Below are 25,077 nucleotides of genomic sequence, written 5' to 3'. Positions count from 1 at the left end.
GGGTGGGTCGCGAGGCGGGGCCGTTCAGGGGACAGGCGGCCCCGCCGTCCGGCCCCGCAGCCCACCACCCGTTCCTGGCGGACGGGGCTGGCCGGGCCAGGCGCCTCCCGCGGTCCGGGCGGCCGGGCCACGTCCGAGGGGCTGGGCTGGGCTGGGCGTCAGCAGACGCTGTCGGTGGGCTTCGGGTTGGTCAGGCCGAAGAGCGGGCGCAGCCGCAGGCCGACCCACGTTCCGGCCAGCGCGGCCAGGCCCCAGACCCATCCGGAGAGGCTGCCGGAGGCGATGCCGGCGAGGTAGGCGCCGATGTTGCAGCCGCCGGCCAGCCGGGCACCGATTCCGAGCAGGACGCCGCCGAGGAGTCCGGCCAGGGCGGTGCGCGCCGGGATGTGCCGGTGCAGGGTCCACACGCCGCCCGCGGCGGCCGCGACGGCGGCACCGACCATGATGCCGATGTCGGTCAGGCTGTTCTTGTCGGTCAGCACCGGCCCGGTGAGGCTGGCCGCCGAGGCGGGCTGGCGCCAGTAGGACCAGTTCTCCGGGTGGCCGCCGAGCGCGCGCAGGATCTTGGCACCCCACAGCCCGAACGCGCTGGTCACACCCCAGGCGCCACCGGAGACCAGCAGCACGCCCGCGCCCAGGAAGGAGAGCACCAGCGCGCCCGCCCACAGGGGCCATGAACCGCGTACGACCCGCAGCACGCCGCGTGCGGTCGGCACGGAGCCGACCGGCGGCGGGTTCCGACGGCGCTGCACGGCGAGCGAGACCCAGACCACGACCGCCAGCGCGGCGATGGTGATCGCCCACGAGCCGAACCAGCCGACGTGGTCGGAGAGCAGGAACGGCTGGAAGGACGGCAGGTTGTCGACCAGCGAGTACTGCCACGTGTAGAGGGTGGAGCCGACGATGAACCCGACGAGTGTGACCAGGATCGAGGACTGTCCGGAGCCGACGGCGAAGAGCGTGCCCGACGCGCAGGCCCCGCCCAGCTGCATGCCGACCCCGAAGAGGAACGAGCCCAGCACCAGGGCGACGCCGAGTGAACCGGCGCTGGGCGCGGGCTTGGCGCCGAACAGCCCCGTGCCGGTGCCGATGATCAGCGCGAAGAGCGTCGCGCTCGTACCGAGCAGCAGCGCGTGGGCGCGCAGTCCCGCGCCGTTGCCGACGCCGACGAGCTGTCGCCAGGCACCGGTGAACCCGAAGCGCGAGTGGAAGAGGGTGAAGCCGAGCCCCGCGCCGAGCAGCAGCAGGACGCCGGGCTTGGCGCCGTGCGCGTCGAAGACCCATACGGCCAGGCCGACGAGGACGAGCAGGGCGGCGGCCAGGGGTATCGGGTTGACGGCGGGCGCCGGCGGCGAGGCGGGCGCGGGGTGGTGGTCCGGCCGGCCAGCGGCGCACGCCGGACCGGCGGGGTGGTGACAGCCATGGGGAAGCTTCTCCGCGGAGATCGCAGGGACGGGCAGAGGTCAGGAGCTGAGGACGCCGACGGGCGTCAACAGCCGCTGGCGGTGATCCGCACGAGGTCCACGACGCGCCGGCGGACGAGAAGGAGCGGTCGGTACATCGGATCGATCCCTCCTTGTCCGGTCGGCTGAGCCACGCATCCATAAGCGTGTCGCATACACGTATAAGCGGGAGGCACGAGTGGCGTCAAACCTGTCTCACGGACAGAGCCGGCCGGTCCGTCCCGGCGGACCAGCGCGGCCGGGACGGGGCACGGAGGCCCGTCGCGCCGGGACGGGGGCACGGAGGCCCGGCCCGGCCGGTGAAAGGTCCCTGAGCGGCCCGTCCGGCTCACGGAAGGACCCGAAGGGCCCCGGCCGCATCCCTCGCGGCCGGACCGGGCAGCACCAGCCGGGATCAGGCGGGCCAGGGGTGGGCCCTGTGAGCCCGGTGAGCCCTCAGGAGGCGAAGCCGGCCACGATCCTGGCCTGGCCGCTCTTCTCCTCGACCAGGGCGAGCAGTCGCCCGTCCGGCCCGAAGGCGGCGTGCGGGCCCTCGCCGAGCGCCGGGGCGGCGATCCGCACGCCGTTGCCGAGCAGCCGTGCCTGGTCGACGTCCACGTCCCAGCGGGGGAACGCCGCCGCGGCCGCCTCCTCGATCGGCTGGACCGCGAAGGACTCCTCCAGCTGCTCCAGCGTCCGTGCGGCGGGCAGCGCGTAGGGGCCGACCCGGGTGCGCCGCAGCGCGGTGAGGTGGCCGCCGGCCCCCAGGCCGGCGCCCAGGTCCCTGGCCAGGGCCCGGATGTACGTTCCGGAGGAGCAGACCACGGTGACGTCGAGATCGAGGACGCCGGGTACGTCGGCAGGCTCGCGCAGGGCGTGCACCGTGAAGGAGTGGACGGTCACCGGGCGGGCGGCCAGTTCGAACTCCTCGCCCTCGCGCACCCGGGTGTAGGAGCGCACCCCGCCCACCTTGATGGCGCTGACCTTGGACGGCACCTGGAGGATCGGGCCGGTGAGCGCGGCGACGCCGGCGTCCACGGCCTCGCGGGCCACTCCGGTGGCCGGTGCGGCGGCGGTCACCTCGCCCTCGGCGTCATCGGTCACCGTGGACTGGCCGAGCCGGATGGTCGCCGTGTACTCCTTCTCGGTCAGCGCGAGGTGGCCGAGGAGCCGGGTGGCCTTCTCGACGCCGACGACGAGCACTCCGGTCGCCATCGGGTCGAGGGTGCCGGCGTGGCCCACCCGGCGGGTGCCGGCCAGCCGCCGGACCCGGGCCACCACACCGTGCGAGGTGAGGCCCGCGGGCTTGTCGACGATGACCAGGCCGGACGGCGCCGGCGGCCTCGGGGTACGAGCGGGCCGTGCGCCGGCCGCGCCGGAGGGGCGGCCCGGCGCCGGGCCGCTTCCTGCTGCCTCGCTCATGCGGTGGGCTCGTCCCCACCGGTACGGGGCGCGTCCTCGGCGTTCCGGCCCTCGCCGGTGTCGGCACCGTCGAACGCGTCCGCGTCCTCGTCGCCCTCGTCGTCCTCGGACGGTTTGCGGTACGGGTCGGCGTCACCGGCGTACTGGGCGTCGGTGGCGACCTTGCGGACCTCCTCGTCGGCCGCCCGGGCCTTGGCGAGCAGGTCGTCGATGGTGCGGGCGTTGTCGGGCAGCGCGTCGGCGACGAACGCCAGGGTCGGGGTGAACCGCACCCCGGTCTGCCGGCCGACCTCGGAGCGGAGGACGCCCTTGGCGCTCTCCAGAGCCGCGGCGGACGCGGCCCGCTCCTCGTCGTCGCCGTAGACGGTGTAGAAGACCGTCGCCTCCCGCAGGTCGCCGGTGACCCGGGTGTCAGTGATCGTCACATAGCCCAGCCGCGGATCCTTGATCCGCCGCTGAAGCGTCTCCGCGACCACAACCCGGATGCGGTCCGCCAGCTTGCGCGCCCGCGCGGTGTCGGTCATCGTCTTCTTCCCTCTGTGTACTGTTCGTACTTTTCGTGCTCTTTATATCCTGCGTACTTTTCGTACTCGGCGCGTGGCGTACGCCGCTCGCCCGGCCGCCACGCGGCGCGGGCACCCCGCCCGGTCAGTCGTCGTCACTGTGGACGCGCTGCCGGGCGGACAGCAGTTCGATCTCGGGACGGCCGACCATCCACCGTTCGCACTGGTCGAGCACGTCCTTGAGGTGCGCGAGGTCGCCGGAGACGACCGCCACGCCTATCTCGGCCCTGCGGTAGAGGTTCTGCTCCCCCGTCTCGGCCGCGCTGACGGCGAACTTCCGCCTCAGCTCGGCGACGATGGGGCGGACGACGGACCTCTTCTCCTTCAACGACCGTACGTCACCGAGGAGCAGGTCGAAGCGCAAAGTACCCGCATACATGTGATCGACGGTACAGGCGCGGCCGGGGCCGATCGACGGATTTTCTCCGCCGATCGGCCCCGGTCACCGTGCGTGGGATCAGCCGCGCGGCTTCTCCCGCATCTCGTAGGTGGCGATGACGTCGTCGACCTTGATGTCGTTGTAGTTGCCGAGGTTGATACCGCCCTCGTAACCCTCGCGAATCTCGGTGACGTCGTCCTTGAAGCGGCGCAGACCCTCGATGTTGAGGTTCTCCGCCACGACCTTGCCGTCGCGCAGCAGCCGCGCCTTGGTGTTGCGCCGCACCTCGCCGGAGCGGATCAGGACACCGGCGATGTTGCCGAGCTTGGAGGAGCGGAAGACCTCGCGGATCTCGGCGGTGCCGAGCTCCACCTCCTCGTACTCCGGCTTCAGCAGGCCCTTCAGCGCCGCTTCGATCTCCTCGATGGCCTGGTAGATCACCGAGTAGTAGCGGACGTCCACACCCTCGCGCTCGGCCATCTGCGTGGCACGCCCGGCGGCGCGCACGTTGAAGCCGATGACGATGGCGTCGGAGCCGGTCGCCAGGTCGATGTCGGACTCCGTGACCGCACCGACACCGCGGTGCAGCACCCGGATGTCGACCTCTTCGCCGACGTCGAGCTGGAGCAGCGAGGACTCGAGGGCCTCGACCGAACCGGACGCGTCGCCCTTGATGATGAGGTTGAGTTCCTGCACCTCGCCGGCCTTGAGCGCCTCGTCCAGGTTCTCCAGCGAGAACCGGCGGCCCTTGCGGGCGAACGCGGCGTTCCGCTCCCGGGCGGCGCGCTTCTCGGCGATCTGCCGGGCCGTGCGGTCGTCGGCGACGACGATGAAGCTGTCGCCGGCACCCGGCACGTTGGTCAGGCCGAGCACCTGGACCGGGGTGGACGGGCCGGCCTCGTCGACCGTGTTGCCCGCGTCGTCGAGCATGGCGCGGACGCGGCCGTAGGCGTCGCCCACCACCATCGTCTCGCCGACCCGCAGCGTGCCGCGCTGCACCAGGACGGTCGCGGTGGCACCGCGGCCCTTGTCCAGGTGCGCCTCGATCGCGATGCCCTGCGCGTCCTGGTTGGGGTTCGCGCGCAGGTCGAGCGAGGCGTCGGCGGTCAGGATGACCGCCTCCAGCAGCGAGTCGATGTGCAGACCCTGCTTGGCGGAGATGTCGACGAACATGGTGTCGCCGCCGTACTCCTCGGCCACCAGCCCGTATTCGGTGAGCTGACCGCGCACCTTGGTCGGGTCGGCGCCCTCGACGTCGATCTTGTTGACCGCGACGACGATCGGCACGCCGGCCGCCTTGGCGTGGTTGAGCGCCTCGACGGTCTGCGGCATCACGCCGTCGTTGGCCGCGACCACCAGGATCGCGATGTCGGTCGACTTCGCACCGCGGGCACGCATGGCGGTGAACGCCTCGTGACCCGGGGTGTCGATGAAGGTGATGCGGCGGTCCTCGCCGTTGACCTCCGTCGCCACCTGGTACGCGCCGATGTGCTGGGTGATGCCGCCGGCCTCGCCCGCGATGACGTTGGTCTTGCGGATCGCGTCGAGCAGGCGGGTCTTACCGTGGTCGACGTGGCCCATGACGGTGACCACCGGCGGCCTGGAGACCAGGGCCTCCTCGCCGCCCTCGTCCTCGCCGAACTCGATGTCGAAGGACTCGAGCAGCTCGCGGTCCTCCTCCTCCGGGCTGACGATCTCCAGCACGTAGTTCATCTCGCCGGCGAGCAGCTCCAGGGTGGAGTCCGACACCGACTGGGTGGCCGTGACCATCTCACCGAGGTTCAGCATCACCTGAACGAGCGACGCCGGGTTGGCGTTGATCTTCTCGGCGAAGTCGGTGAGCGAGGCACCGCGCGACAGGCGCACGGTCTGGCCGTTGCCGCGGGGCAGCAGCACGCCGCCCACGGACGGGGCCTGCATGGCCTCGTACTCCTGGCGCCTCTGACGCTTGCTCTTGCGTCCGCGCGCCGGGCGTCCGCCCGGACCGCGGCCGAAGGCACCCTGCGTGCCACCGCGTGCGCCCGGGCCACCCGGACGTCCGCCGAAGCCACCGGGGCGCGGGCCGAAGCCGCCGCCACCACCGGCGCCGGGGCGCCGCCGCCGGGACGGGGACCGCCGAAGCCGCCGGAGCGGCCGCCGCCGGGACCGGCCGGACGGCCGGCGAAGCCGCCGCCGCCACCGCCGGGACGACCACCGGGACCACCCGGACGGCCACCGGGACCACCGGGACGGCTACCGGGACCACCCGGACGTCCGCCGGGGGCGCTGGAGGGACGCTGCGGCATCATGCCCGGGTTCGGACGCGGGCCGCCGCCCTGAGGCCGCGGCATGGCGCCGGGCGTGGGACGCGGACCACCGGGGCCGGCCTGGCCGCCGGGGGCGCCGGGACGCGGCGCGCCACCCGGACGGGGGCGCCGGCGCCGGGGGCACCGGGACGCGCTCCGCCCTGGCCGCCGCCCGGACGGGGAGCCCCGCCAGGACGCGGCATGCCGGTGGCGCCGGAGGTGAAGGGGTTGTTGCCGGGACGCGGACCGGCCGGGCGCGGGGCACCCGGACGGGGGCTGCCGCCCTGGCCGGACGCGGGCCGGGCCCCGGGACGGGACCCGCCGTCGCGCTGGCCGCCGTCACGCTGCTCGCGCTGGCCGCCGTCACGCTGACCGCCGTCACGCTGACCGCCGGGAGCGGCGGGGCGGCCGCCCGGACGCGGACCGGGCGCGCCGCCGGGGCGCGGGCCGGACTGCGGCGCGGCGGGCGGGGCCGGCGGGGCCTGGAACTCGGCCGCGGGCACCTGAGGCGCCGGGGCCGGCTTCGGGCCCGGCGTCGGACGCGGGCCGGGACGCGGGGCGGACGACGGCGCGGAGCCGCCGGCCTGCGGGGCGGGCGAGGCCGGAGCCGCCGGAGAGGCGGCCGGCTTCGGGCCCGGGGCAGCAGGACGAGCCGAGGCACCCTGGGTCGGGGTCGGCGTCGGGGCACCCCCGCGGCCGGCCGCGGGGGAGGGCGCCGCCTTGCGCGGCGCGGAGGGCTTCGCGGAGCCCTTGCCGGCACCGCCGGAAGAGCCCTGGAAAGCGTCAGTCAGTTTGCGGACAACCGGCGCCTCGATCGTCGAGGACGCCGAACGGACGAATTCGCCGAGTTCCTGGAGCTTGGCCATGACGACCTTGCTCTCGACTCCCATCTCCTTGGCGAGTTCGTATACCCGGACCTTAGCCACATCGCTCCTTTGAGGTCCGGGGTGATCGTCCGCCGGACCGTCGCTACTTCATGGGCGTACTCATCGCGTACTCATCGAGTGCTCATCGCAATCTCGACCTACTTCCATCTCGCGAGGTACCTGACCGCACGGTGACCCGTGCCGTACTTCCTTCTTACGGTGCCGCCTGTCCGACGCACCGGCGCAACTCCGCGGTGTCGGGCTCCACCGGGCCCCGGAAGGCCCGGCTGAACGCCCGGCGGCGGACCGCCTGGTCGAGACAGGCAAGGGCGGGATGCAGATACGCACCCCGACCGGGCAGCGTACCGCGAAGATCGGGAACGCAAGCGCCCTCGATCACCGCCACACGCAGCAGATCGCTCTTGGCCGCGCGCTGACGGCATCCGATGCAGGTTCGCTCCGGGCATGCAGGCGTCAGTGTCCGACCAGACACGGCTAAGTCTACCTCCCCGCGCCGACCTCACTCCTTCGAGTGGGTCAACGGACGGATGTTCGTTTTCCTTTGGATGACGGGCCGGTCACAGCGAGGCCACGGACGTGTCACAGGGGGCCTGGCCGCCGGTCCGGCGGCCTTTCCCACCGCGTCCGGCCGGTTCCCCTCGGACTCCGCCTGACGCCTGCCCGCGCCGCACCGGCCCGAACGCGGATCGTGCGGGGCTCCGGGCAGGCCGACCGGGCCCGACCAGGCCGCGACCAAGTCCTGACCAGGCCCCGACCAGGCCACGACCAAGTCAGTCCTGGTCGCCCTGCTCCTCGGTGTCCGGGCGGATGTCGATGCGCCAGCCGGTCAGCCGGGCGGCGAGGCGGGCGTTCTGCCCCTCCTTGCCGATGGCCAGCGACAGCTGGTAGTCCGGCACCGTCACCCGGGCGGACCGGGCGGCGGCGTCGACCACCGCGACGTGCGAGACCCGGGCCGGGGAGAGCGCGTTCGCGACCATCTCGGCGGGGTCGTCCGACCAGTCCACGATGTCGATCTTCTCGCCGTTCAGCTCCGCCATCACGGCCCGCACCCGGGCGCCCATCGGGCCGATGCAGGCACCCTTGGCGTTCAGCCCGGCGCGGGTGGAGCGCACCGCGATCTTGGTGCGGTGGCCGGCCTCGCGGGCCACCGCCTCGATGACCACCGAGCCGTCGGCGATCTCCGGGACCTCCAGGGCGAAGAGCTTGCGCACCAGGTTGGGGTGGGTCCGCGACAGGGTCACCTGGGGGCCGCGCAGACCCTTGGCCACCCGCACCACGTAGGCGCGCAGCCGCGTACCGTGGCCGTACACCTCGCCCGGGACCTGCTCCTGCACCGGCAGCAGGGCCTCCAGCTTGCCGATGTCGACCAGCACGTTCTTCGGGTCCTTGCCCTGCTGGACCATGCCCGTCACGATGTCGCCCTCGCGGCCGGCGTACTCGCCGAAGGTGATGTCGTCCTCGGCGTCCCGCAGCCGCTGGAGGATCACCTGCTTGGCGGTTGACGCGGCGATCCGGCCGAAGCCGCTGGGAGTGTCGTCGAACTCGCGCGGCTTGCCGCCCTCGCCCGCCTCCTCCTGCTCCTCGACCGCCCACACGGTGACGTGCCCGGTGATCCGGTCCAGTTCCACCCGGGCCCGCCGGTGGCTGCCCGGCTCCCGGTGGTATGCGATGAGGAGGGCTGACTCGATGGCCCCGACCAGCAGGTCGAACGAGATCTGCCGTTCGGTGACCAGGCCCTTCAGGGCCTTCATGTCGATGTCCATGGCTACGCCTCCTCGGTGCTCTCGCCGCGCTGGCGGCCTGCGGTGTGCTCGGCCGCGTCCCCGTCCTCGGGGTCGTCGTCCATGTCGTCGGTGTCTTCGGCGTCGTCGTCGAAGTCGTCAGGACCCTCGGTGTCGTCCAGGCCGTCCAGGTCCTCGGCGCGGTCGCCGTCCGTGCCGTCAGCCCCGCCGTCGGCGTCGGCTCGGCGGTTGAACTCGACCTCGACCCGGGCCCGGTCGATCTCGGCGAAGTCCGCGCGGGCCGGCTTGGGCCGACGGCCCTTGACGCCGGGGACCTCCAGCTCCAGACCGGTCTCGTCCACCGCAATGATCCGCGCGATCAGCTCGCCGCGCTCCTTGAGCTGGAGCCGGACCAGACGGCCGGTGTTGCGGCGGTAGTGGCGCGGTTCGGTCAGCGGCCGGTCGGTGCCCGGGGAGGTGACCTCCAGGACGTACTCCGCCTCGCCCATGGCGTCGGCGGCGTCCAGCGCCTCGGAGATGTCACGGCTGAGCTGGGCCACGGTGTCGAGCTGCACGCCCTCGTCGGAGTCCACGACGACCATGAGCTGGCGGCGTCTGCCCGCGGCCGAGACCTTGACCTCCTCCAGCTCCAAGCCGGCCTTGCCGGCCAGTGGCTCAAGGAGCGCGCGCAGCCTCTCGCTCTGGGTGGTGCTCATCCGGGTGACTCCTCGGCCGCGTCTGCTGTTGTCATGGAAGGTCGCGTGTAGAGACCGACTCTACCCGAGGCGCGGCCCCCTGGTCCGCCTCGGCCCGGTTCACCCCCTTTGCCGCCGATTCTCCCCGGTTCCGCCTCTTCCGTCCTCCCCCGTCGGGGCCCGCTCCCCCGTGCGGATTCCGGTCCCCGCCGCCCGCCCGCGCGACCCCGCCCACGTCCCGCCCAGGTCCCACGAGCCCTGCTCGTCCCCGCACGCCCGCGGCCTCTCCCGTGGCCGCGCCTCTCGGCTCCGGCCGGACTCCGGCCGGGACTCCGGTCGGAAGGGGCTCGGTCTTCGCCGACACGTGCCCGGGCGGGCAATACACTCCCGCCATGATCCCCAAGCTGACCCGGCGTAGCGCCGTGGCCTTCACGACGGCCGGTCTGCTGGCCGGCTGTTCCGGCCGCGGGCGGGCCGCGGACGCCTCCCCCGCCACGGCGGACCCCGGGGCGGCGGTACGACGGCAGGCGGCTCGGGACAGCCAGGAGCTGGCCCTGCGGTACGACGCGGCGGCCGCCGCCCATCCGGGGCTCGCCGCCCGGTTGGCCCCGCTGCGCGCGGAGACGGCCCGGCACGCGGCGGCCTTCGGCGGCCGGGCGCCGGCCCCGGGGAGCGCCGCGGCCGGCACGGCCCCGAAGCTGCCCGCCGCCGAGGGCGCGGTGCTGGCCCAGCTCGCCACGGCCGAGCGGACGCTCGCCGACCGCCGGGCCGCGGCGCTGCTTGACGCCCCTGGACAGCTGGCGCGGCTGCTGGCCTCGGTGGCCGCGGCGGGCGCGGCCCACGCGGCGCTGCTGGGCCAGGGCTCCGGCGGGAAGGCGGCGGCATGAGCGGCACGGTCCTGGCGGCGGCGCAGGCCGTGTTGGCGGCCGAGCACGCGGCGGTCTACGGCTACGGCGTGGTCGGCGGCCAGGCGGGGGCGGACCGGCAGGCGTCGGCGCAGCAGGGGTACGACGCGCACCGCGCCGCCCGCGACGCGATGGCGCGGACCGTCGCGGACCTCGGCGGGGTGCCGGTGGCGGCGGCCGCCTCCTACCGGCTGCCCTTCGCGGTGGGCTCACCGAAGGACGCCGCGCGGCTGGCCGCGTACCTGGAGGACGGAGTGGCGGGCGCGTACGGCGACCTCGTGGCGGCCGCGACAGGGGGCGTCCGGCGGGACGCGGCCGGCGCGCTGCGCGCCGCGGCGGTGCGCGCGGTGGGCTGGCGCGGCGGCAGCGTAGCCTTCCCGGGTCTGGCGGAGCAGAACGGCTGAGCCGCGGCGCACCCGTCCACGCCTCGCGGCGCCGGGGGGACGGGTCCGCGGCTGCCCGAACGGGTCCGCGGCGCCGGGGCGGCGCGTGTCGGGACAGGCCGCCGCGGGAACGGTGCATACGGGCTCGGCATGTCGCGGGAACGGCCTGTCGCGGGAACGGCGTGCCCGCCCGCGCCGCTGCCTCCCCTTGAGCCGATGCCACGTGCGGCGGTCCTGCCCGCCTCGGGCGACCGGGCACGACTTCACGGAGGGAACGCGACACGATGGGTCCAGCCCAGCAGCACGGCGATCCGGCACCAGTCTCCCTGGAACCCCCCGAGCGGCTGGCCCGCACGGTGGCGGAGTGGGAGGGGGAAGCGGGCCGGGCTTGGCTGGCCGCGCTGCCGGAGACGGTGGCGGGGCTGCTGGAACGCTGGGAGCTGACCGCCGAACGGGTCTTCGCCGCGGGCGGCCGGATCAGCATGATCGTGCTGGTCCGGACGCAGGACGGCACACCGGCCGTGCTCAAGGTCGGCATGGTCAACCGGGAGACGGCTCAGGAGCACGCGGCGCTCGCGCACTGGGACGGGCGCGGGGCGGCGCGGCTGCTGCGGGTCGAGCCGGAGTCGGGGGCCATGCTGCTGGAGCGGCTGCACGCGGACGTCTCGCTGCGGTCGCTGGCCGAGGCCAGGGCGATGCTGGAGGCGACCGGGCTGCTCCAGCGGCTGTGGGTGCCGCCCGCCGAGGGCCACCCCTTCACCACGGTGCCCGATCGCACCGGGGCGCTGGCGGAGCTGCTCCGGAAGCGGCGGGAGCAGCCCTGCGCGGCGGACGCCGCGCCGCTGGTGGACGAGGCCCTGGAGCTGCACGGCTGGCTGGCGGGCAGCCCGCCGGAGGAGGTGCTGCTGCACGGCGACTTCCACCACGGCAACGTGCTGGCCGCGGACCGCAGGCCGTGGCTGGCGATCGACCCGAAGCCGCTGGTGGGTGAGCGGGCCTTCGACCTGGCCTGGCTGGCCAAGGACCGGCTGGCCACGCTGGTGGCCAAGCCGGGTGCCCGGGCGGCGGCCCGCCGCCGGCTCGCCGAGTTGTCCGAGGCGCTTGAGGTGCCCGCCGACCGGCTGCGCGGGTGGTCGGTCTTCCGCGCGGTGGAGGCGGGCGTCTGGTACCTGTCGGTGGGCGGGCGCAAGGACGGCGAGCTGCTGCTGGAGTTCGCCGGCCTGCTGTGACGCCCGGCCCGGATCGCCGCGCCGCCGTTCCGCCCGGATCGCCGCGCCGCCGTTCCGCCCGGTCCCGCCCGGACACCGGGCCCGGTTCGACGGGCTATGCCCGGCGGCCGGCGGTACGGACCGAGGGCTCATCCGGCGCCTGAGCGGAGCGGGCCCTCCGCGAACGGCTCACCGACTTCCGACGACGGACTCCGCGCTCCCCTCCTTGCCGGCCGCCGCCTCCGCGGAGCCGGCGCCGGCGCCGGGCGCGAGCCGTGCCAGGGCCTCGTGCAGCGGGATCTCCTCCCGCTCCCCCGTCCTGCGGTCGCGCAGCTCCACCACGCGCTCAGCCGCGCGGCGGCCCGCGACCACGATGGCGGGCACACCGATGAGCTCGGCGTCGGCGAAGCGCACCCCGGCCGAGAGGCCGGCCCGGTCGTCGAGGAGTACCCGCAGCCCGGCCCGGTGCAGGGCCGTGGCGGCATCGTCGGCCAGCCCCTCGGCCGCACCCCGGCCTGCCGCCACCACGTGCACGTCGGCGGGGGCGACCTCGGCGGGCCAGCACAGGCCGCGGTCGTCGGCGGTCTGCTCGGCGATGACGGCGACGGCGCGGGAGAGGCCGATGCCGTAGCAGCCCATGAGGGGCCGGACGGGGCGGCCGTCGGCGCCGAGGACGTCGGCGTCGAACACGTCCGTGTACCTGCGGCCGAGCTTGAAGATGTGGCCGACCTCGACGGCCCGCCCGGTCCGCAGGCCGGCGCCGCAGCGGGGGCAGGGGTCGCCGGGTTCGACGACGACCGCGTCCAGGTAGCGGTCGACGGCGAAGTCCCGGCCGCACACCACGTTCACCGCGTGCCAGCCGGGCCGGTTGGCGCCGGTGGTCCAGGACGTGCCGGGGGCGACCCGGGGGTCGGCGAGGTAGGGCACGTCCAGTCCCTGGGGGCCGACGTAGCCGCGGACGAGGTCGGGGCGGGCGGCGAAGTCCTCCGCGGTCACCATCTCGACGGCTGCGGGCGCGAGGTGCTCGGCCAGCTTCCCGAGGTCCACCTCGCGGTCGCCGGGCACGCCCACCGCGGTGATCTGCCCGTCGACCTTGACCAGCAGGTTCTTCAGCACGGCGGAAGCGGGGACGCCGGCGCGCGCGGTCAGCTCCCCGACGGTGGCGGTGCCGGGCGTCTCCAGTTCGGCCGTGGGGCCGGGCGCATCGGCGGCGGGCACCGCGGCGGTGAAGGAGACCGCCTCGGTGTTGGCGGCGTAGCCGCAGGCGGGGCAGTCGGCGAAGGTGTCCTCGCCGGCCGCGGCGGGGGCCAGGAACTCCTCGGACGCGGAGCCGCCCATCGCCCCGGAGACCGCAGCGACGATCCGGTGGTCCAGCCCGAGCCGCGCCATGATCCGCTGGTAGGCGGCTCGGTGGAGCCGGTACGCGGTGTCGAGGCCCTCCTCGGTGGTGTCGAAGGAGTAGGCGTCCTTCATCTGGAACTCGCGGCCGCGCAGCACCCCGGAGCGGGGGCGCGCCTCGTCCCGGTACTTGGTCTGGATCTGGTAGACGATGACGGGCAGGTCGCGGTAGGAGGCGACCACGTCGCGCACGAGCAGGGTGAAGGCCTCCTCGTGGGTGGGCCCGAGCACATGGCGGGCGCCCTTGCGGTCGGTGACCTGGAAGAGCAGATCACCGTACTCGTCGGCTCGGCCGGTGGCCTCGTACACCTCGCGGGGCACCAGGGCGGGCAGTTGGACCTCCTGGCCGCCGATGGCCTCCATCTCCTCGCGGACGATCCGGGTGACGTTGTCGAGGACCTGCTTGCCCAGCGGCAGCCACGACCAGACCCCCGCCGAGGTGCGACGCACGTACCCGGCCCGCACCAGCAGCCGGTGGCTGGCGGTCTCCGCGTCGGCCGGGGCATCGCGCAGCGTCCTGAGCAGAAGGGTGGACATGCGCTGGATCATCGGAACCTCCGTGGGAGAGGGAATCCCGCGAGGCTACCGGGGTTCGCCGTCCCGCCTGTACCGGTTTTCACCGGTACAGGCGATCCCGCCCCGACCTGCCGCGCGGCCCCGGCCGGAGGCTGTCAGGTGGCGGAGGGGCGGCGCAGCAGCGGCAGCGGGGCGCCCATCACCGCGTAGGGGCGGGTGGCGCTGGGGAAGTGGACCGGCCGGGCCAGGTCGCGGTAGCCCAGTGCCCGGTACAGGTGGCGGGCCGGGCTCTCGCCGTCGATGGCCGACAGGATGCTGCGCGGCTCGCGCGCGGTGTCGGTGATGGCGGTGATCAGGCGGCGGCCGATGCCGCGCCCCTGGAAGTCGGGGTGGACGTGGAGTTCGGTGATGACGAAGGAGTCGTCGAGCCACTGGTCGTTGGCCTGCTCGCGCAGGTAGCCCTCGACCACGCTGGACCACCAGTGGGCCCGGTCGTTGGGCATGCCGTAGACGAACCCCGCCATCCGGCCCCGCTCGGTGGTGGCGGCGAGGGCCCGGGCCCCGGGGCAGGCCAGGTGGCGGAGCACGATCGGCCGCCTGATGGCGACCTCCTCCGGGCCCAGCCCGAACGCCACGGCCTGTACGGCCAGCGCCTCGTCCACCCGCTCGGCGAGGTCGCAGGGGGCGATCACCACGTTGTCCATGACGCGCGACCCTACCCGGTCCATGACGCGCGACCCTACCCGCTGGCCGCCCCCGGGGTCCGTTCTCCCTCCGCGCCTCGGTTCGCCGTCCTGCGCGGCTGCCGGAACCGGCCCCGGGGGGCGGGCCGGAAGCCGGCTCGCGGCGGCGGCCGGAACCGGCTCCTGCCGCCGCGGCGGAGGGCTGCCCGCCCGGAACAGCCGGGTCAGAACAGCACGGACATGAACGCACCGACCTCGCGGAAGCCCACCCGGTGGTAGGCGGCGCGCGCGGGGGCGTTGAAGTCGTTGACGTAGAGGCTCGCGACCGGGGCGACGTCGCGCAGCGCGTAGTTGAGCACCGCGGCCATACCGGTCTCGGAGAGGCGCCTGCCGCGGTGGGCGGGGGCGACCCAGACGCCCTGGATCTGGCAGGTGTGGCGGGTGACGGCGCCGATCTCGGCCTTGAAGACCACCTCGCCGTCCTCGATACGGGCGAACGCCCGGCCGGTGGAGACGAGTTCGGCGACCCGGGCCTGGTAGAGCAGCCCGCCGTCGCCGGCCAGCGGGGAGACGCCGACCTCCTCGGTGAACATGGCCACGCACGCGGGCATGATGACGTCCATCTCGTCCCGGCGCACCCGCCGCACCAGCGGGTCCGGCTCGACGTCGGCGGGCAGTGTCCGGGTGGACAGCAGCGGCTGGCGGCCGCGGACCTCGCGGGCGGGGCCCCAGTACGGTTCGAGCCGCGCCCAGAGGTCGGCCGTCGGGCCGGCGGGCCCGACGATGGAGGAGCAGCGGCGGCCGGCTCGGCGGGCGCGGTCCGCGAAGGCCCGGACGGCCTCGGGGGTGGCGCAGATCGGTACAAGGTTGGCGCCGGCGTAGCAGAGCGACGCGAGGCGGCCGCCGGTGTACCAGCCCCACATCTCGCCGCCGAGCCGCCACGGGTCGAGGCCGGCGATGGTGACCCGTGAGGTCACGAAGGCGTTGGCGACGGGGTCGCTGTCGAGGACGGCCAGGGCCGCGTCGAGGTCACCGGGTTCGAGGACACGTGCGGTGGGATGGGTCAACACAGGCTCGCCTCACCGTGGGCGGCGGGGGACGGTGCGCCGGGCGCGGGCCGCGGGCGGGTCGCCGCCCGGCCCCGCCCGGCACGGGAGGTGCCGCGCACCGGGCCGCTCGGCGGGCCCGGTGCGCGGCACACGGCCGGGGCACGCTGGTCAGGAGACGCTCACCTGCGGCTCGCCGGAGCCGATGCCGGCCGCCTCCATCTGGGCGGCGAGCTTCATGGCCTCCTCGATCAGGGTCTCCACGATCTTCGCCTCGGGGACGGTCTTGATGACCTCGCCCTTGACGAAGATCTGGCCCTTGCCGTTGCCGGAGGCGACACCGAGGTCGGCCTCGCGGGCCTCACCGGGACCGTTGACGACGCAGCCCATGACGGCCACCCGCAGCGGCACCTCCATGCCCTCCAGGCCGGCCGAGACCTGGTCGGCGAGCTTGTAGACGTCGACCTGGGCGCGGCCGCACGACGGGCAGGAGACGATCTCCAGACGGCGCTGGCGCAGGTTCAGCGACTCCAGGATCTGGATGCCGACCTTGACCTCCTCGGCCGGCGGCGCCGACAGCGACACGCGGATGGTGTCGCCGATGCCCTCGGCCAGCAGCGCGCCGAAGGCGACCGCGGACTTGATGGTGCCCTGGAAGGCCGGACCGGCCTCGGTGACGCCGAGGTGCAGGGGGTAGTCGCACTTCTGGGCCAGCAGCCGGTAGGCGTTGACCATGATCACCGGGTCGTTGTGCTTGACGGAGATCTTGATGTCGCGGAAGTCGTGCTCCTCGAAGAGCGACGCCTCCCACAGCGCGGACTCGGCCAGGGCCTCGGGGGTGGCCTTGCCGTACTTCTCCAGCAGCCGCCTGTCGAGGGAGCCGGCGTTGACGCCGATCCGGATGGGGACGCCGGCGGCGGAGGCGGCCTTGGCGATCTCCTTGACCTTGTCGTCGAACTGCTTGATGTTGCCCGGGTTGACCCGGACGGCGGCGCAGCCGGCGTCGATCGCGGCGAAGACGTACTTGGGCTGGAAGTGGATGTCGGCGATGACCGGGATCTGGGACTTGCGGGCGATCACCGGCAGGGCGTCCGCGTCGTCCTGGGTGGGGCAGGCCACACGCACGATCTGGCAGCCGGAGGCGGTCAGCTCGGCGATCTGCTGGAGGGTCGCGCCGATGTCCGAGGTGCGGGTGGTGGTCATCGACTGGACGGACACCGGTGCGTCGCCGCCTACCGGAACGTTTCCGACCTGGATCTGACGGCTTTTGCGGCGGTCGGCGAGTTTGGTCGGAACATCCGGCATACCGAGCGAAATCGCGGTCATGTGCGTGGCATCCCCATGGTGTGGAACGAGGTCCCGTCATCGGCGGGCTCCGGGATCGAGGTTACGGCACCCCGTCCCGGAGGCTCATCCGGTCCCGGGAGTCGAAGGGTTCAGGAGGCGAGTTTGACGGGGTTGATCACGTCGGCGACGAGGACCAGGAGCGTGAAGCAGACGAAGATCCCGGCGACGACGTAGGCGACCGGCATCAGCTTGGCCACGTCGAACGGCCCGGGGTCCGGGCGGCGGAAGACGCGGGCCGCGTGGCGGCGCAGCGCCTCCCACAGCGCGCCGGCGATGTGGCCGCCGTCCAGGGGCAGCAGCGGCACCATGTTGAACAGGAACAGCGACAGGTTGAAGCCGGCGACGATCTGGACCATGGTCACCACCCGGTCGATGGCCGGCTCCTTCATGGCGAAGACCTCACCGCCGACCCGGGCCGCGCCGACCACGCCCATCGGCGAGTCGGCCTTGCGGGGGGCGTGGTGGAAGACGGAGTTCCACAGGTCGGGGATGCGCTGGGGCAGCGACACCAGCGAGTCGACGCTCTGCCGGGTCATGTCGGCCATGTGGCTGACCGACCCGGTGAAGCCCAGCGGCTGGATGTGGCTGGCCGGGGCGAAGCCGAAGAAGCCGGCCTTCAGGGTGCCGTCGACGGGGTTGCCGTCGCCGTCGGTCTTGGCGACGGTGTTGGTGGTCAGGTGGGGGTGGAGGGTGACCTGCCTGCCGTCGCGGAGCACCACCACGGTGACGGTCCGGTCGGGGTGGTCGCGGATCTCGTCGGACAGCTGCGACCAGGAGTGGACGGCCCTGCCGTCGAAGGACAGGAACTTGTCCCCCGCCCTGAGGCCCGCGGCCTTGGCCGGGGCGACCGGGTCGGTGGACCGGCACGGGTTGTCCGTAGGACGGTGGGAGGTGTCGGAGACGGAGATCACACAGTCCTCGACCTGCCCGACGACGGTGGTGGTCACGCCGACGCCGAACCCCATGAAGGCGGCGAGGAAGAGCCCGAAGGCCAGCACCAGGTTCATGAACGGCCCGGCGAACATGACGATCACCCGCTGCCACGGCTTGCGGGTGTAGAACATCCGCTTCTCGTCGCCGGGCCTGAGCTCCTCGTAGGCGGCGGACCGGGCGTCCTCGATCATGCTGCGCCACGGCGAGGTGGAGCGGGCCTTGACCCGGCCGTCCTCACCGGGCGGGAACATGCCGATCATCCGGATGTAGCCGCCCAGCGGGATGGCCTTGAAGCCGTACTCGGTCTCGCCGCGCTTCCGCGAGAACAGGGTCGGCCCGAAGCCGACCATGTACTGCGGCACGCGGACCTTGAAGATCTTCGCCCAGGTGAGGTGGCCGAGTTCGTGCCAGGCGATGGAGATCATCAGCCCGACGGCGAAGACGACTATCCCGAGGACCGTCATGAGGATCGTCATACGCCAGCTGCCTCCGATGCCTGGGCCAGTTCCCGGGCCCGGGCACGGGCCCAGGCCTCCGCTTCGAGGACGTCCTCGACCCTCAGCCGAGTTCCCGACGCGGGTGTGCCGTGTTCCTCGACGACCCGCGCGACGGTGTCCACGATCCCGGTGAACGGCAGCCGGCCGGTGCGGAACGCTTCGACGCACTCCTCGTTGGCCGCGTTGAACACCGCGGGCGCGGTGCCTCCGAGGCTACCGACATGGCGGGCCAGCGCGACGGAGGGGAACGCCTCGTCGTCGAGCGGGAAGAACTCCCAGGTGGCCGCCTTCGTCCAGTCGACGCCCGGCGCGGCGTCCGGGACCCGGTGCGGCCAGCCCAGTCCCAGGGAGATCGGCATCCGCATGTCGGGCGGGCTGACCTGGGCGAGCGTGGAGCCGTCGGTGAACTCCACCATCGAGTGGATGTAGGACTGCGGGTGGACGACGACCTCGATGCGCTCGAAGGGCACGTCGAAGAGCAGGTGCGCCTCGATGACCTCCAGGCCCTTGTTCACCAGGGTGGCGGAGTTGATCGTCACGACCGGGCCCATGTCCCACGTGGGGTGGGCGAGCGCCTGCTCGACGGTGACGCGGGCCAGCTCGGCCCGGCCGCGGCCGCGGAAGGGGCCGCCCGAGGCGGTCACCACCAGCTTGCGGACCTCGCCGCGGTCGCCGCCCGTCAGCGCCTGGAAGAGCGCGGAGTGCTCGGAGTCCACCGGCACGATCTGGCCGGGCCGCGCCGCGGCCTTCACCAGCGGGCCGCCGACGATCAGCGACTCCTTGTTGGCCAGCACCAGTACCCGGCCGGCCTCCAAGGCGGCCAGGGTGGGCCGCAGCCCGATCGAGCCGGTGATGCCGTTGAGCACCGAGTGGCACGGCAGCGCGGCCAGCTCGGTGGCCGCGTCCGGCCCGGCGGTGATCTCGGGCAGCGACCGGCTGCCGTAGCGGGCCGCGAGGGCCTCGCGCAGCGGGCCCGCGGCGGCGGGGTCGGCGACAGCGACGGTGTGCACGCCCAGCAGGTGCGCCTGCTCGGCCAGCAGGCCCACCCGGCCGCCGGCGGCGGCGAGCGCGACCACCCGGAACCGGTCGGGGTTGCGCAGCACCACGTCGATGGCCTGGGTGCCGATCGACCCCGTGGAGCCGAGGATCACGATGTCGCGCGGTCCGCCGTCGGCCGCGGCGGCCTGGTACGGGCGGTGGTGGGGGTCTGCGAGAGCGTCCGTCATGGAGTCATTCTGTCCTGTCCTGGCCCGCCGTCACGCACGGGCCCGGAGCGGGCGCGGTCGGTGCGGGCGGGCGCGGCGGCGGGCCGCGGGGCCGTGCCGCCGGGTCGCCGTGGCCGGTGCCGCCGGGCCGTCGCGGTCAGCGCACGGGCCGCCGTACGGTGTCGGCGGTGCTGGGGCCGGGGGTGGCGTCGGCGATCCACGGGCCCTCCCGGCTGGGGTCGACGATACCCGCCTCCAGCCACTCCATGCCGCCGCCCATGACGGCCGCGCACAGGTTCCGGTCGGGGCCGTCGGTGTTGCTCCACAGCCGTTCGAAGAGCTCCTCGACGCGCAGCCGGGACTGCCGGCAGAAGACGTCGGCCAGCCGCCGGGCCTCGCGGCCGTGCGCGGTGGCGGCCGCCAGGTGCCGGGCCCGCACGCAGGCGGCGCTCATCGCGAACAGCTCGGCGCCGATGTCGACGACGCGGCCGAGGACGTTCTGCCTCAGCTCCAGCCGGCCCTGCCAGCGCGACATCGCGTAGAAGGTGCTGCGGGCCAGCTTGCGGGCGTTGCGCTCGACGAACCGCAGATGGGCGGCGAGGTCGCCGAACTCGGCGTAGGAGGTGGGCAGCTGGCCGGGGCCGACGACCAGCCTCGGCAGCCAGCGGGCGTAGAAGCCGCCGGCCCGCGCCCCCGCCCGGGCCTTGTCGGCCAGCGAGGCGTCGGGGTCGATGAGGTCGCCGGCGACCGACAGGTGGGCGTCCACGGCCTCCCGCGCGATCAGCAGGTGCATGATCTCGGTGGAGCCCTCGAAGATCCGGTTGATCCGCAGGTCGCGCAGGAGCTGCTCGGCCGGCACCGCCCGCTCGCCGCGGGCGGCCAGCGAGTCGGCCGTCTCGAAGCCGCGGCCGCCGCGGATCTGCACCAGCTCGTCGGCCATCCGCCAGGCCGCCTCGGAGCCGAACAGCTTGGCCAGCGCGGCCTCGATGCGGATGTCGTTGCGGTCCTCGTCGGCCATCTGGCCGGACAGGTCGACCACGGCCTCCAGCGCGAACGTGGTGGCCGCGATGTAGGAGATCTTCGCGCCGACCGCCTCGTGCCGGGCGATGGACCTGCCCCACTGCTCGCGGGCCGCCGACCACTCGCGGGCGATCTTCAGGCACCACTTGCCGGAGCCGACGCAGGCCGCCGGCAGCGACAGGCGGCCGGTGTTCAGGGTGGTCAGGGCGATCTTCAGCCCCGCGCCCTCGGGGCCGATCCGGTTGGCGGCCGGCACCCGCACCCGGTGCAGGCGGGTGACGCCGTTCTCGATGCCGCGCAGGCCCATGAAGGCGTTGCGGTGCTCGACGGTGACGCCCTCGGCGGCCGCCTCCACGACGAAGGCGCTGATCCCGCCGGGATGGCCCTCGGACCTCGGCACCCGCGCCATGACGACCAGCAGGTCGGCGACGACGCCGTTGGTGGTCCACAGCTTCACGCCGTCCAGCAGGTAGTCGTCCCCGTCGGGTTCGGCGGTGGTGGCCAGCCGGGCCGGGTCGGAGCCGACGTCGGGCTCGGTGAGCAGGAAGGCGCTGATGTCGGTGCGGGCGCAGCGCGGCAGGAACGCGTCCTTCTGCTCCTGGGTGCCGAAGAGCTTCAGCGGCTGCGGCACGCCGATCGACTGGTGGGCCGACAGCAGGGCGCCCAGCGCGGGGCTGGCGGTGCCGACCAGGGCGAGCGCCTTGTTGTAGTACACCTGGGTGAGGCCGAGGCCGCCATAGGACTCGTCGATCTTCATACCGAACGCGCCGAGTTCCTTCAGGCCGCGCACCACCTCGTCCGGGATGCGCGCCTCGCGCTCGATGGCGGCGCCGTCGACCTCGGCGGTGAGGAAACCGGTGAGCCGGGCCAGGAACGCCTCGCCCTTGGCCACCGCCTCGGGCGCCGGCTGCGGGTACGGGTGGATCAGGTCGAGCCGAAGACGGCCGAGGAACAGCTCCTTGGCGAAGCTGGGCTTGTGCCACTGCTGCTCGCGGGCCGCCTCGGCGACCTGGCGGGCCTCGTGCTCGGAGACGTTGCGGGTTGCGGCGGGTGCGGACACGGCTGCGTCACCTCCGGGTGGACCGGCGCCGACCGGTGCTCCCTGTCCGTCCTACCCGATATCCGAAGGCCCCACCAAAGATGGGCGGCCGGGCCGCTGACGCGCGGTCAGCGGCCCGGCCGTCGTGCCGGCGCCCCGGGAGCGGCGCGGCTACAGGTCCAGGCCGGTGAGCACCAGGACCCGCTCGTAGGTGTAGTCGTCCATCGCGAACCGCACGCCCTCGCGGCCGTGGCCGGAGTCCTTGACGCCGCCGTAGGGCATCTGGTCGGCACGGTAGGAGGGCGCGTCCCCGACGATGACGCCACCGACCTCCAGGACGCGGTGGGCCTTGAAGGCCAGCTGGAGGTCGTGGGTGAACACGCCCGTCTGCAGGCCGAAGCGGGAGTCGTTGACGGCGGCGAACGCCTCGTCCGCCCCGTTCACCCGGTGGAGTGACAGCACCGGCCCGAACGCCTCCGCGTTCGCCAGGACGGCGTCGGCCGGCAGGTCCGCCAGGACGGTCGGCGCAACGCTGGCGCCGTCCCGGTCGCCCCCGGTGAGCAGCTTGGCGCCCTTGGCGACCGCGTCGGCGATCCAGTCCGCGACGCGCTCGGCCGCGGCCTCGCTGACCAGCGGGCCGACGTCGGTGGCCGGGTCTCCCGGGTCGCCGGTGGCCTGGGCGCGGACCTTGGTGACGACCTTCTCGGCGAGCGCGTCGTAGACGGCCGCGTCGGCGATCACCCGCTGCACGGAGATGCAGGACTGGCCGGCCTGGTAGTTCGCGAAGGTGGCGATCCGGGTCGCCGCCCACTCCAGGTCCTCCTCGCTGGACCAGTCGGCGAGGACCACGGCCGCCGCGTTGCCGCCGAGCTCCAGGGTGACGTGCTTGCGCGGCACCGAGTCCTGGATCCGGTGGCCCACGGTGTCGCTGCCGGTGAACGAGATGACGGGCAGCCGGGGGTCCTCCACCAGCGCGGGCATCCGGTCGTTCGGCACCGGCAGCACGCTCCAGGCGCCCTCGGGCAGCCCCTCCGTCTCGGCCAGCAGCTCGCCCAGGAGCAGGGCGGACAGCGGGGTGGCCGGGGCCGGCTTGAGGATGATCGGCGCGCCCACGGCGATGGCCGGGGCGACCTTGTGGGCCACCAGGTTCAGCGGGAAGTTGAACGGGGCGATGCCCAGCACCGGGCCCCGGGTGAAGCGGCGGGTCAGCGCCAGCCGGCCGACGCCGCCCGGGTCGGTGTCCAGCCGCTGGAGGTCGCCGCCGTTGAACCGGCGGGCCTCCTCCGCGGCGAACCGGAAGACGGACACCGCCCGGCCGACCTCGCCGCGCGCCCACTTCAGCGGCTTGCCGTTCTCCGCGGTGATCAGCGCGGCGATCTCCTCGGTCCGCTCGGCCAGCCGCCGCGACACGTGGTCGAGGGCGGCGGCCCGCACGTGCGCCGGGGTCGCCGCGAACGCGTCGCGCACCGCCGCCGCGGCCGCCACGGCCTGCTCGACCTGCTCCTCGGTGGGAACACCGACCCGTCCGACCAGCGACCCGTCCCAGGGGCTGGTCACCTCGAAGGTCTCCTTGCCCGCCGCTTCCCGCCCCGCGAGCCAGAACCCGTACGGGGCCGCTTCTGTACCGGAGGCTGCGCCATTGCTTGTCACGGTGTTCCGCCCTTCCTGGACTTCCGTCACTCCCACTCCCTTCACCGTACGGTCGAGTGCCCGCGCGGCCCGTTGTCCACGCAGGAGTAACGGGACGCGGTGGCCGCTACGGAATGGCGAACGCGAGAGGGCCGTGCGAGGTGCGGGGGGGATCACCGGGTGCAGCGCCGTCGGGGCACGGGGCGGGGCCGACCCGGGTACGGGCTCAGGTCTCCGGCGGAGCCTGCCGGGTGCGCAGGGCGAGCCTGTGGGCGCCGACCGGGTACGGGCTCAGCTCTCCTCGGTCTCTCAGGTCTCCTCGGTCTTGAGGGCCAGCCACAGCTCCATACGCACGTCCGGGTCGTCGAGCGAGCGGCCGAGGATCTCCTCGACGCGGCGCATCCGGTAGCGCAGCGTGTGGCGGTGCACGCCCAGATCCGCGGCGGCGGCGTCCCACTGGCCGTGCCGGGAGAGCCAGGCGGTGAGCGAGGCGACGAGGTCGCCCCGAGCAGTCTGGTCGTGTTCGCGCAGCGGGCGCAGCAGGCCCTCGGCGAAGGCCCGCACCGCTTCGTCGGCGAGCAGCGGCACCACCGAGCCGGCGCCCACCTCGCCGTGCTCCACGAGGTTCAGCCCGCGCCGCTGCGCGACCGCCAGCGCCCGCTCGGCCTGCCGGTACGCCTCGGGCACCTCGTCCGGTCCGGCGGGCGCGGAGAGCCCCGCGGCGAGCCCCTCCTGCGCCGCGGCCAGCCCGGTGGCCGCGGTCAGCGCGGTGGCGCCCTCGGCGGCGAGCACCACCAGCCGCGGGCCCTCCGTGACAGCGAGCACCGGCTCCCCCGAGCGCGCCCCCGCGGCCTCGGCCCGCTCGGCCAGCAGAGCGAGCGCGTCCGGGTCCTCCACCGGGCCCTCCGGATCGGCCGGCTCGACGATCAGCAGCCGCACCCGGGTGTCGAGCAGCGCGCCGTACATCCGCCCCGCGACGGCCCGGGCGTGCCCGGCCTCCCCTGCCAGCAGCATCCGCAGCAGCGCGGCGGCCAGCCTGCCCTGCGCCTCCTGGAGGACCCGGGACTGCTCCAGGGACAGCGTGAGCAGCGCCACCGCCGCGTGCACCACGTACCGCGCCCCGGTGTCCAGCCGCTCCGCGGTTCCGACGGCCAGGTAACCGCGGGGGCGGCGCCCGGTGCCCAGCGACTGGAGCTCGACCCGGTCCTCGGTGCCGGCCGGTCCCGCCACCGCCGCGCCGGCGGGTGCCGGCAGGTCCCGCAGCCGGTCGATCTCCCCGGCCAGCCGCGCCGCCCGCCGCCCCGCCCACTCCGGGGCGACCGCCAGCACCGCGCCGGAGGCGTCGTACAGGGCCGTCCAGCCGTCCAGGTGCGCGGCCAGCCGGGCCAGCAGCGCGCCCGTGCCGTCGGAGGCGAGCGCGGCCCGGGTCAGCTCGCGCTGCGCCTCGAAGCCGGCGGTGACGGCCTGGTACTGGTCGGCGGCCACGGCGGCCGAGACGGCCTTGCTGATGGCGATGAACGGGGTGGCCCGCGGCACCTCCAGGAGCGGCAGCCCGGCCTCCTGCGCGGCCAGCACCAGCGCCGGCGGAACCTCGTCGTGGCCGACCCCGACGCCGAAGCCGAGCCCCACCACCCCGGCCGCCGCCAGCCGCCGCACGTAGGCGGTGACCCCCCCGGCGTCGGCCGGGTCCAGCTTCAGGCCGGTCGTCAGCAGCAGTTCCCCGCCCTCCAGGTAGGGCGCCGGGTCGTCCAGCTCGCTGGTGTGCACCCAGCGCACCTGGGCGTCGAGACCTTCCCGTGCGGCCAGCACGCCGAGCTTCAGCGACGAGCGGTGGACGAGTGTGGCGAGCGTGAGCGGCATGCGGACCCGGGAAC

General features: G+C 74.3%; 18 protein-coding genes and 2 pseudogenes. 3 read left to right on the top strand and 17 right to left on the bottom strand.

Annotated features, from left to right (window positions below; translation table 11 throughout):
- Positions 1-158: 158 nt before the first annotated feature.
- The 8 genes and pseudogenes from BS72_RS25135 to rimP all read right to left on the bottom strand — a co-directional run.
- A complete protein-coding gene (locus tag BS72_RS25135; RefSeq protein ID WP_051951650.1) occupies positions 159-1,445 on the bottom strand; it encodes a YeeE/YedE family protein in 1,287 nt (428 codons plus the stop codon).
- 453 nt (positions 1,446-1,898) lie between these two features.
- Positions 1,899-2,864, bottom strand: coding sequence for a tRNA pseudouridine(55) synthase TruB (gene truB / locus BS72_RS25130; protein WP_078901614.1), 966 nt, complete (start codon positions 2,862-2,864; stop codon positions 1,899-1,901).
- Positions 2,861-3,388 carry a 30S ribosome-binding factor RbfA gene (rbfA, locus tag BS72_RS25125; protein WP_037913810.1) on the bottom strand — a complete coding sequence of 176 codons (528 nt, stop codon included), beginning with the start codon at positions 3,386-3,388 and terminating at the stop codon, positions 2,861-2,863. Before rbfA ends, truB begins: the two co-directional genes overlap by 4 nt.
- Before the next feature lie 124 nt (positions 3,389-3,512).
- A complete protein-coding gene (locus BS72_RS25120) occupies positions 3,513-3,806 on the bottom strand; it encodes a DUF503 domain-containing protein (RefSeq protein ID WP_037913808.1) in 294 nt (97 codons plus the stop codon).
- 78 nt (positions 3,807-3,884) lie between these two features.
- Positions 3,885-7,017: pseudogene (infB, locus tag BS72_RS25115) on the bottom strand (translation initiation factor IF-2).
- A gap of 154 nt (positions 7,018-7,171) precedes the next feature.
- Entirely contained in the window at positions 7,172-7,450 is a 279-nt protein-coding gene (locus BS72_RS34695) for a YlxR family protein (RefSeq protein WP_078901613.1), read from the bottom strand.
- A gap of 298 nt (positions 7,451-7,748) precedes the next feature.
- Positions 7,749-8,741, bottom strand: coding sequence for a transcription termination factor NusA (gene nusA / locus BS72_RS25110; RefSeq protein ID WP_037913806.1), 993 nt, complete (start codon positions 8,739-8,741; stop codon positions 7,749-7,751).
- Between the two features lie 155 nt (positions 8,742-8,896).
- Positions 8,897-9,415, bottom strand: a pseudogene (gene rimP / locus BS72_RS25105) (ribosome maturation factor RimP); the annotation flags it as partial.
- Between the two features lie 371 nt (positions 9,416-9,786).
- Between rimP and BS72_RS25100 the strand changes: the two are divergent.
- From BS72_RS25100 to BS72_RS25090, 3 genes are all read left to right on the top strand, one after another.
- Positions 9,787-10,281: a hypothetical protein gene (locus BS72_RS25100; protein WP_037913803.1), complete on the top strand. Its 495-nt coding sequence runs from the start codon at positions 9,787-9,789 to the stop codon at positions 10,279-10,281.
- Positions 10,278-10,703 carry a ferritin-like domain-containing protein gene (locus BS72_RS25095; RefSeq protein WP_037913800.1) on the top strand — a complete coding sequence of 142 codons (426 nt, stop codon included), beginning with the start codon at positions 10,278-10,280 and terminating at the stop codon, positions 10,701-10,703. The genes BS72_RS25100 and BS72_RS25095 overlap by 4 nt, the downstream gene beginning before the upstream one ends.
- Before the next feature lie 263 nt (positions 10,704-10,966).
- Positions 10,967-11,911, top strand: coding sequence for an aminoglycoside phosphotransferase family protein (locus BS72_RS25090; protein ID WP_037913798.1), 945 nt, complete (start codon positions 10,967-10,969; stop codon positions 11,909-11,911).
- A 168-nt stretch (positions 11,912-12,079) separates the two neighbouring features.
- Here the strand turns inward: BS72_RS25090 and BS72_RS25085 are convergent, their stop codons facing one another.
- From BS72_RS25085 to BS72_RS25045, 9 genes are all read right to left on the bottom strand, one after another.
- Positions 12,080-13,837, bottom strand: coding sequence for a proline--tRNA ligase (locus BS72_RS25085; RefSeq protein WP_078901611.1), 1,758 nt, complete (start codon positions 13,835-13,837; stop codon positions 12,080-12,082).
- A gap of 122 nt (positions 13,838-13,959) precedes the next feature.
- On the bottom strand, positions 13,960-14,508 hold the full coding sequence (locus BS72_RS25080) for a GNAT family N-acetyltransferase (RefSeq protein WP_407639012.1): 549 nt from the start codon (positions 14,506-14,508) through the stop codon (positions 13,960-13,962).
- 203 nt (positions 14,509-14,711) lie between these two features.
- On the bottom strand, positions 14,712-15,557 hold the full coding sequence (locus tag BS72_RS25075) for a GNAT family N-acetyltransferase (RefSeq protein ID WP_037913792.1): 846 nt from the start codon (positions 15,555-15,557) through the stop codon (positions 14,712-14,714).
- 147 nt (positions 15,558-15,704) lie between these two features.
- On the bottom strand, positions 15,705-16,859 hold the full coding sequence (gene ispG / locus BS72_RS25070; RefSeq protein ID WP_037913790.1) for a flavodoxin-dependent (E)-4-hydroxy-3-methylbut-2-enyl-diphosphate synthase: 1,155 nt from the start codon (positions 16,857-16,859) through the stop codon (positions 15,705-15,707).
- 110 nt (positions 16,860-16,969) lie between these two features.
- Positions 16,970-18,289, bottom strand: coding sequence for a M50 family metallopeptidase (locus tag BS72_RS25065; RefSeq protein ID WP_037913786.1), 1,320 nt, complete (start codon positions 18,287-18,289; stop codon positions 16,970-16,972).
- Positions 18,286-19,536: a 1-deoxy-D-xylulose-5-phosphate reductoisomerase gene (dxr, locus tag BS72_RS25060; protein ID WP_037913783.1), complete on the bottom strand. Its 1,251-nt coding sequence runs from the start codon at positions 19,534-19,536 to the stop codon at positions 18,286-18,288. The genes BS72_RS25065 and dxr overlap by 4 nt, the downstream gene beginning before the upstream one ends.
- 136 nt (positions 19,537-19,672) lie before the next feature.
- Positions 19,673-21,595 carry an acyl-CoA dehydrogenase family protein gene (locus tag BS72_RS25055; protein WP_037913780.1) on the bottom strand — a complete coding sequence of 641 codons (1,923 nt, stop codon included), beginning with the start codon at positions 21,593-21,595 and terminating at the stop codon, positions 19,673-19,675.
- A gap of 150 nt (positions 21,596-21,745) precedes the next feature.
- Positions 21,746-23,224, bottom strand: a complete 1,479-nt coding sequence (locus BS72_RS25050) for an aldehyde dehydrogenase family protein (RefSeq protein WP_037917548.1) — start codon at positions 23,222-23,224, stop codon at positions 21,746-21,748.
- A 288-nt stretch (positions 23,225-23,512) separates the two neighbouring features.
- Positions 23,513-25,063, bottom strand: coding sequence for a PucR family transcriptional regulator (locus BS72_RS25045; protein ID WP_037913778.1), 1,551 nt, complete (start codon positions 25,061-25,063; stop codon positions 23,513-23,515).
- Positions 25,064-25,077 lie beyond the last annotated feature (14 nt).

Source organism: Actinacidiphila yeochonensis CN732, from assembly GCF_000745345.1.
Taxonomy (GTDB): Bacteria; Actinomycetota; Actinomycetes; order Streptomycetales; family Streptomycetaceae; genus Actinacidiphila; species Actinacidiphila yeochonensis.
This window is presented reverse-complemented; position numbering and strand designations above follow the sequence as displayed.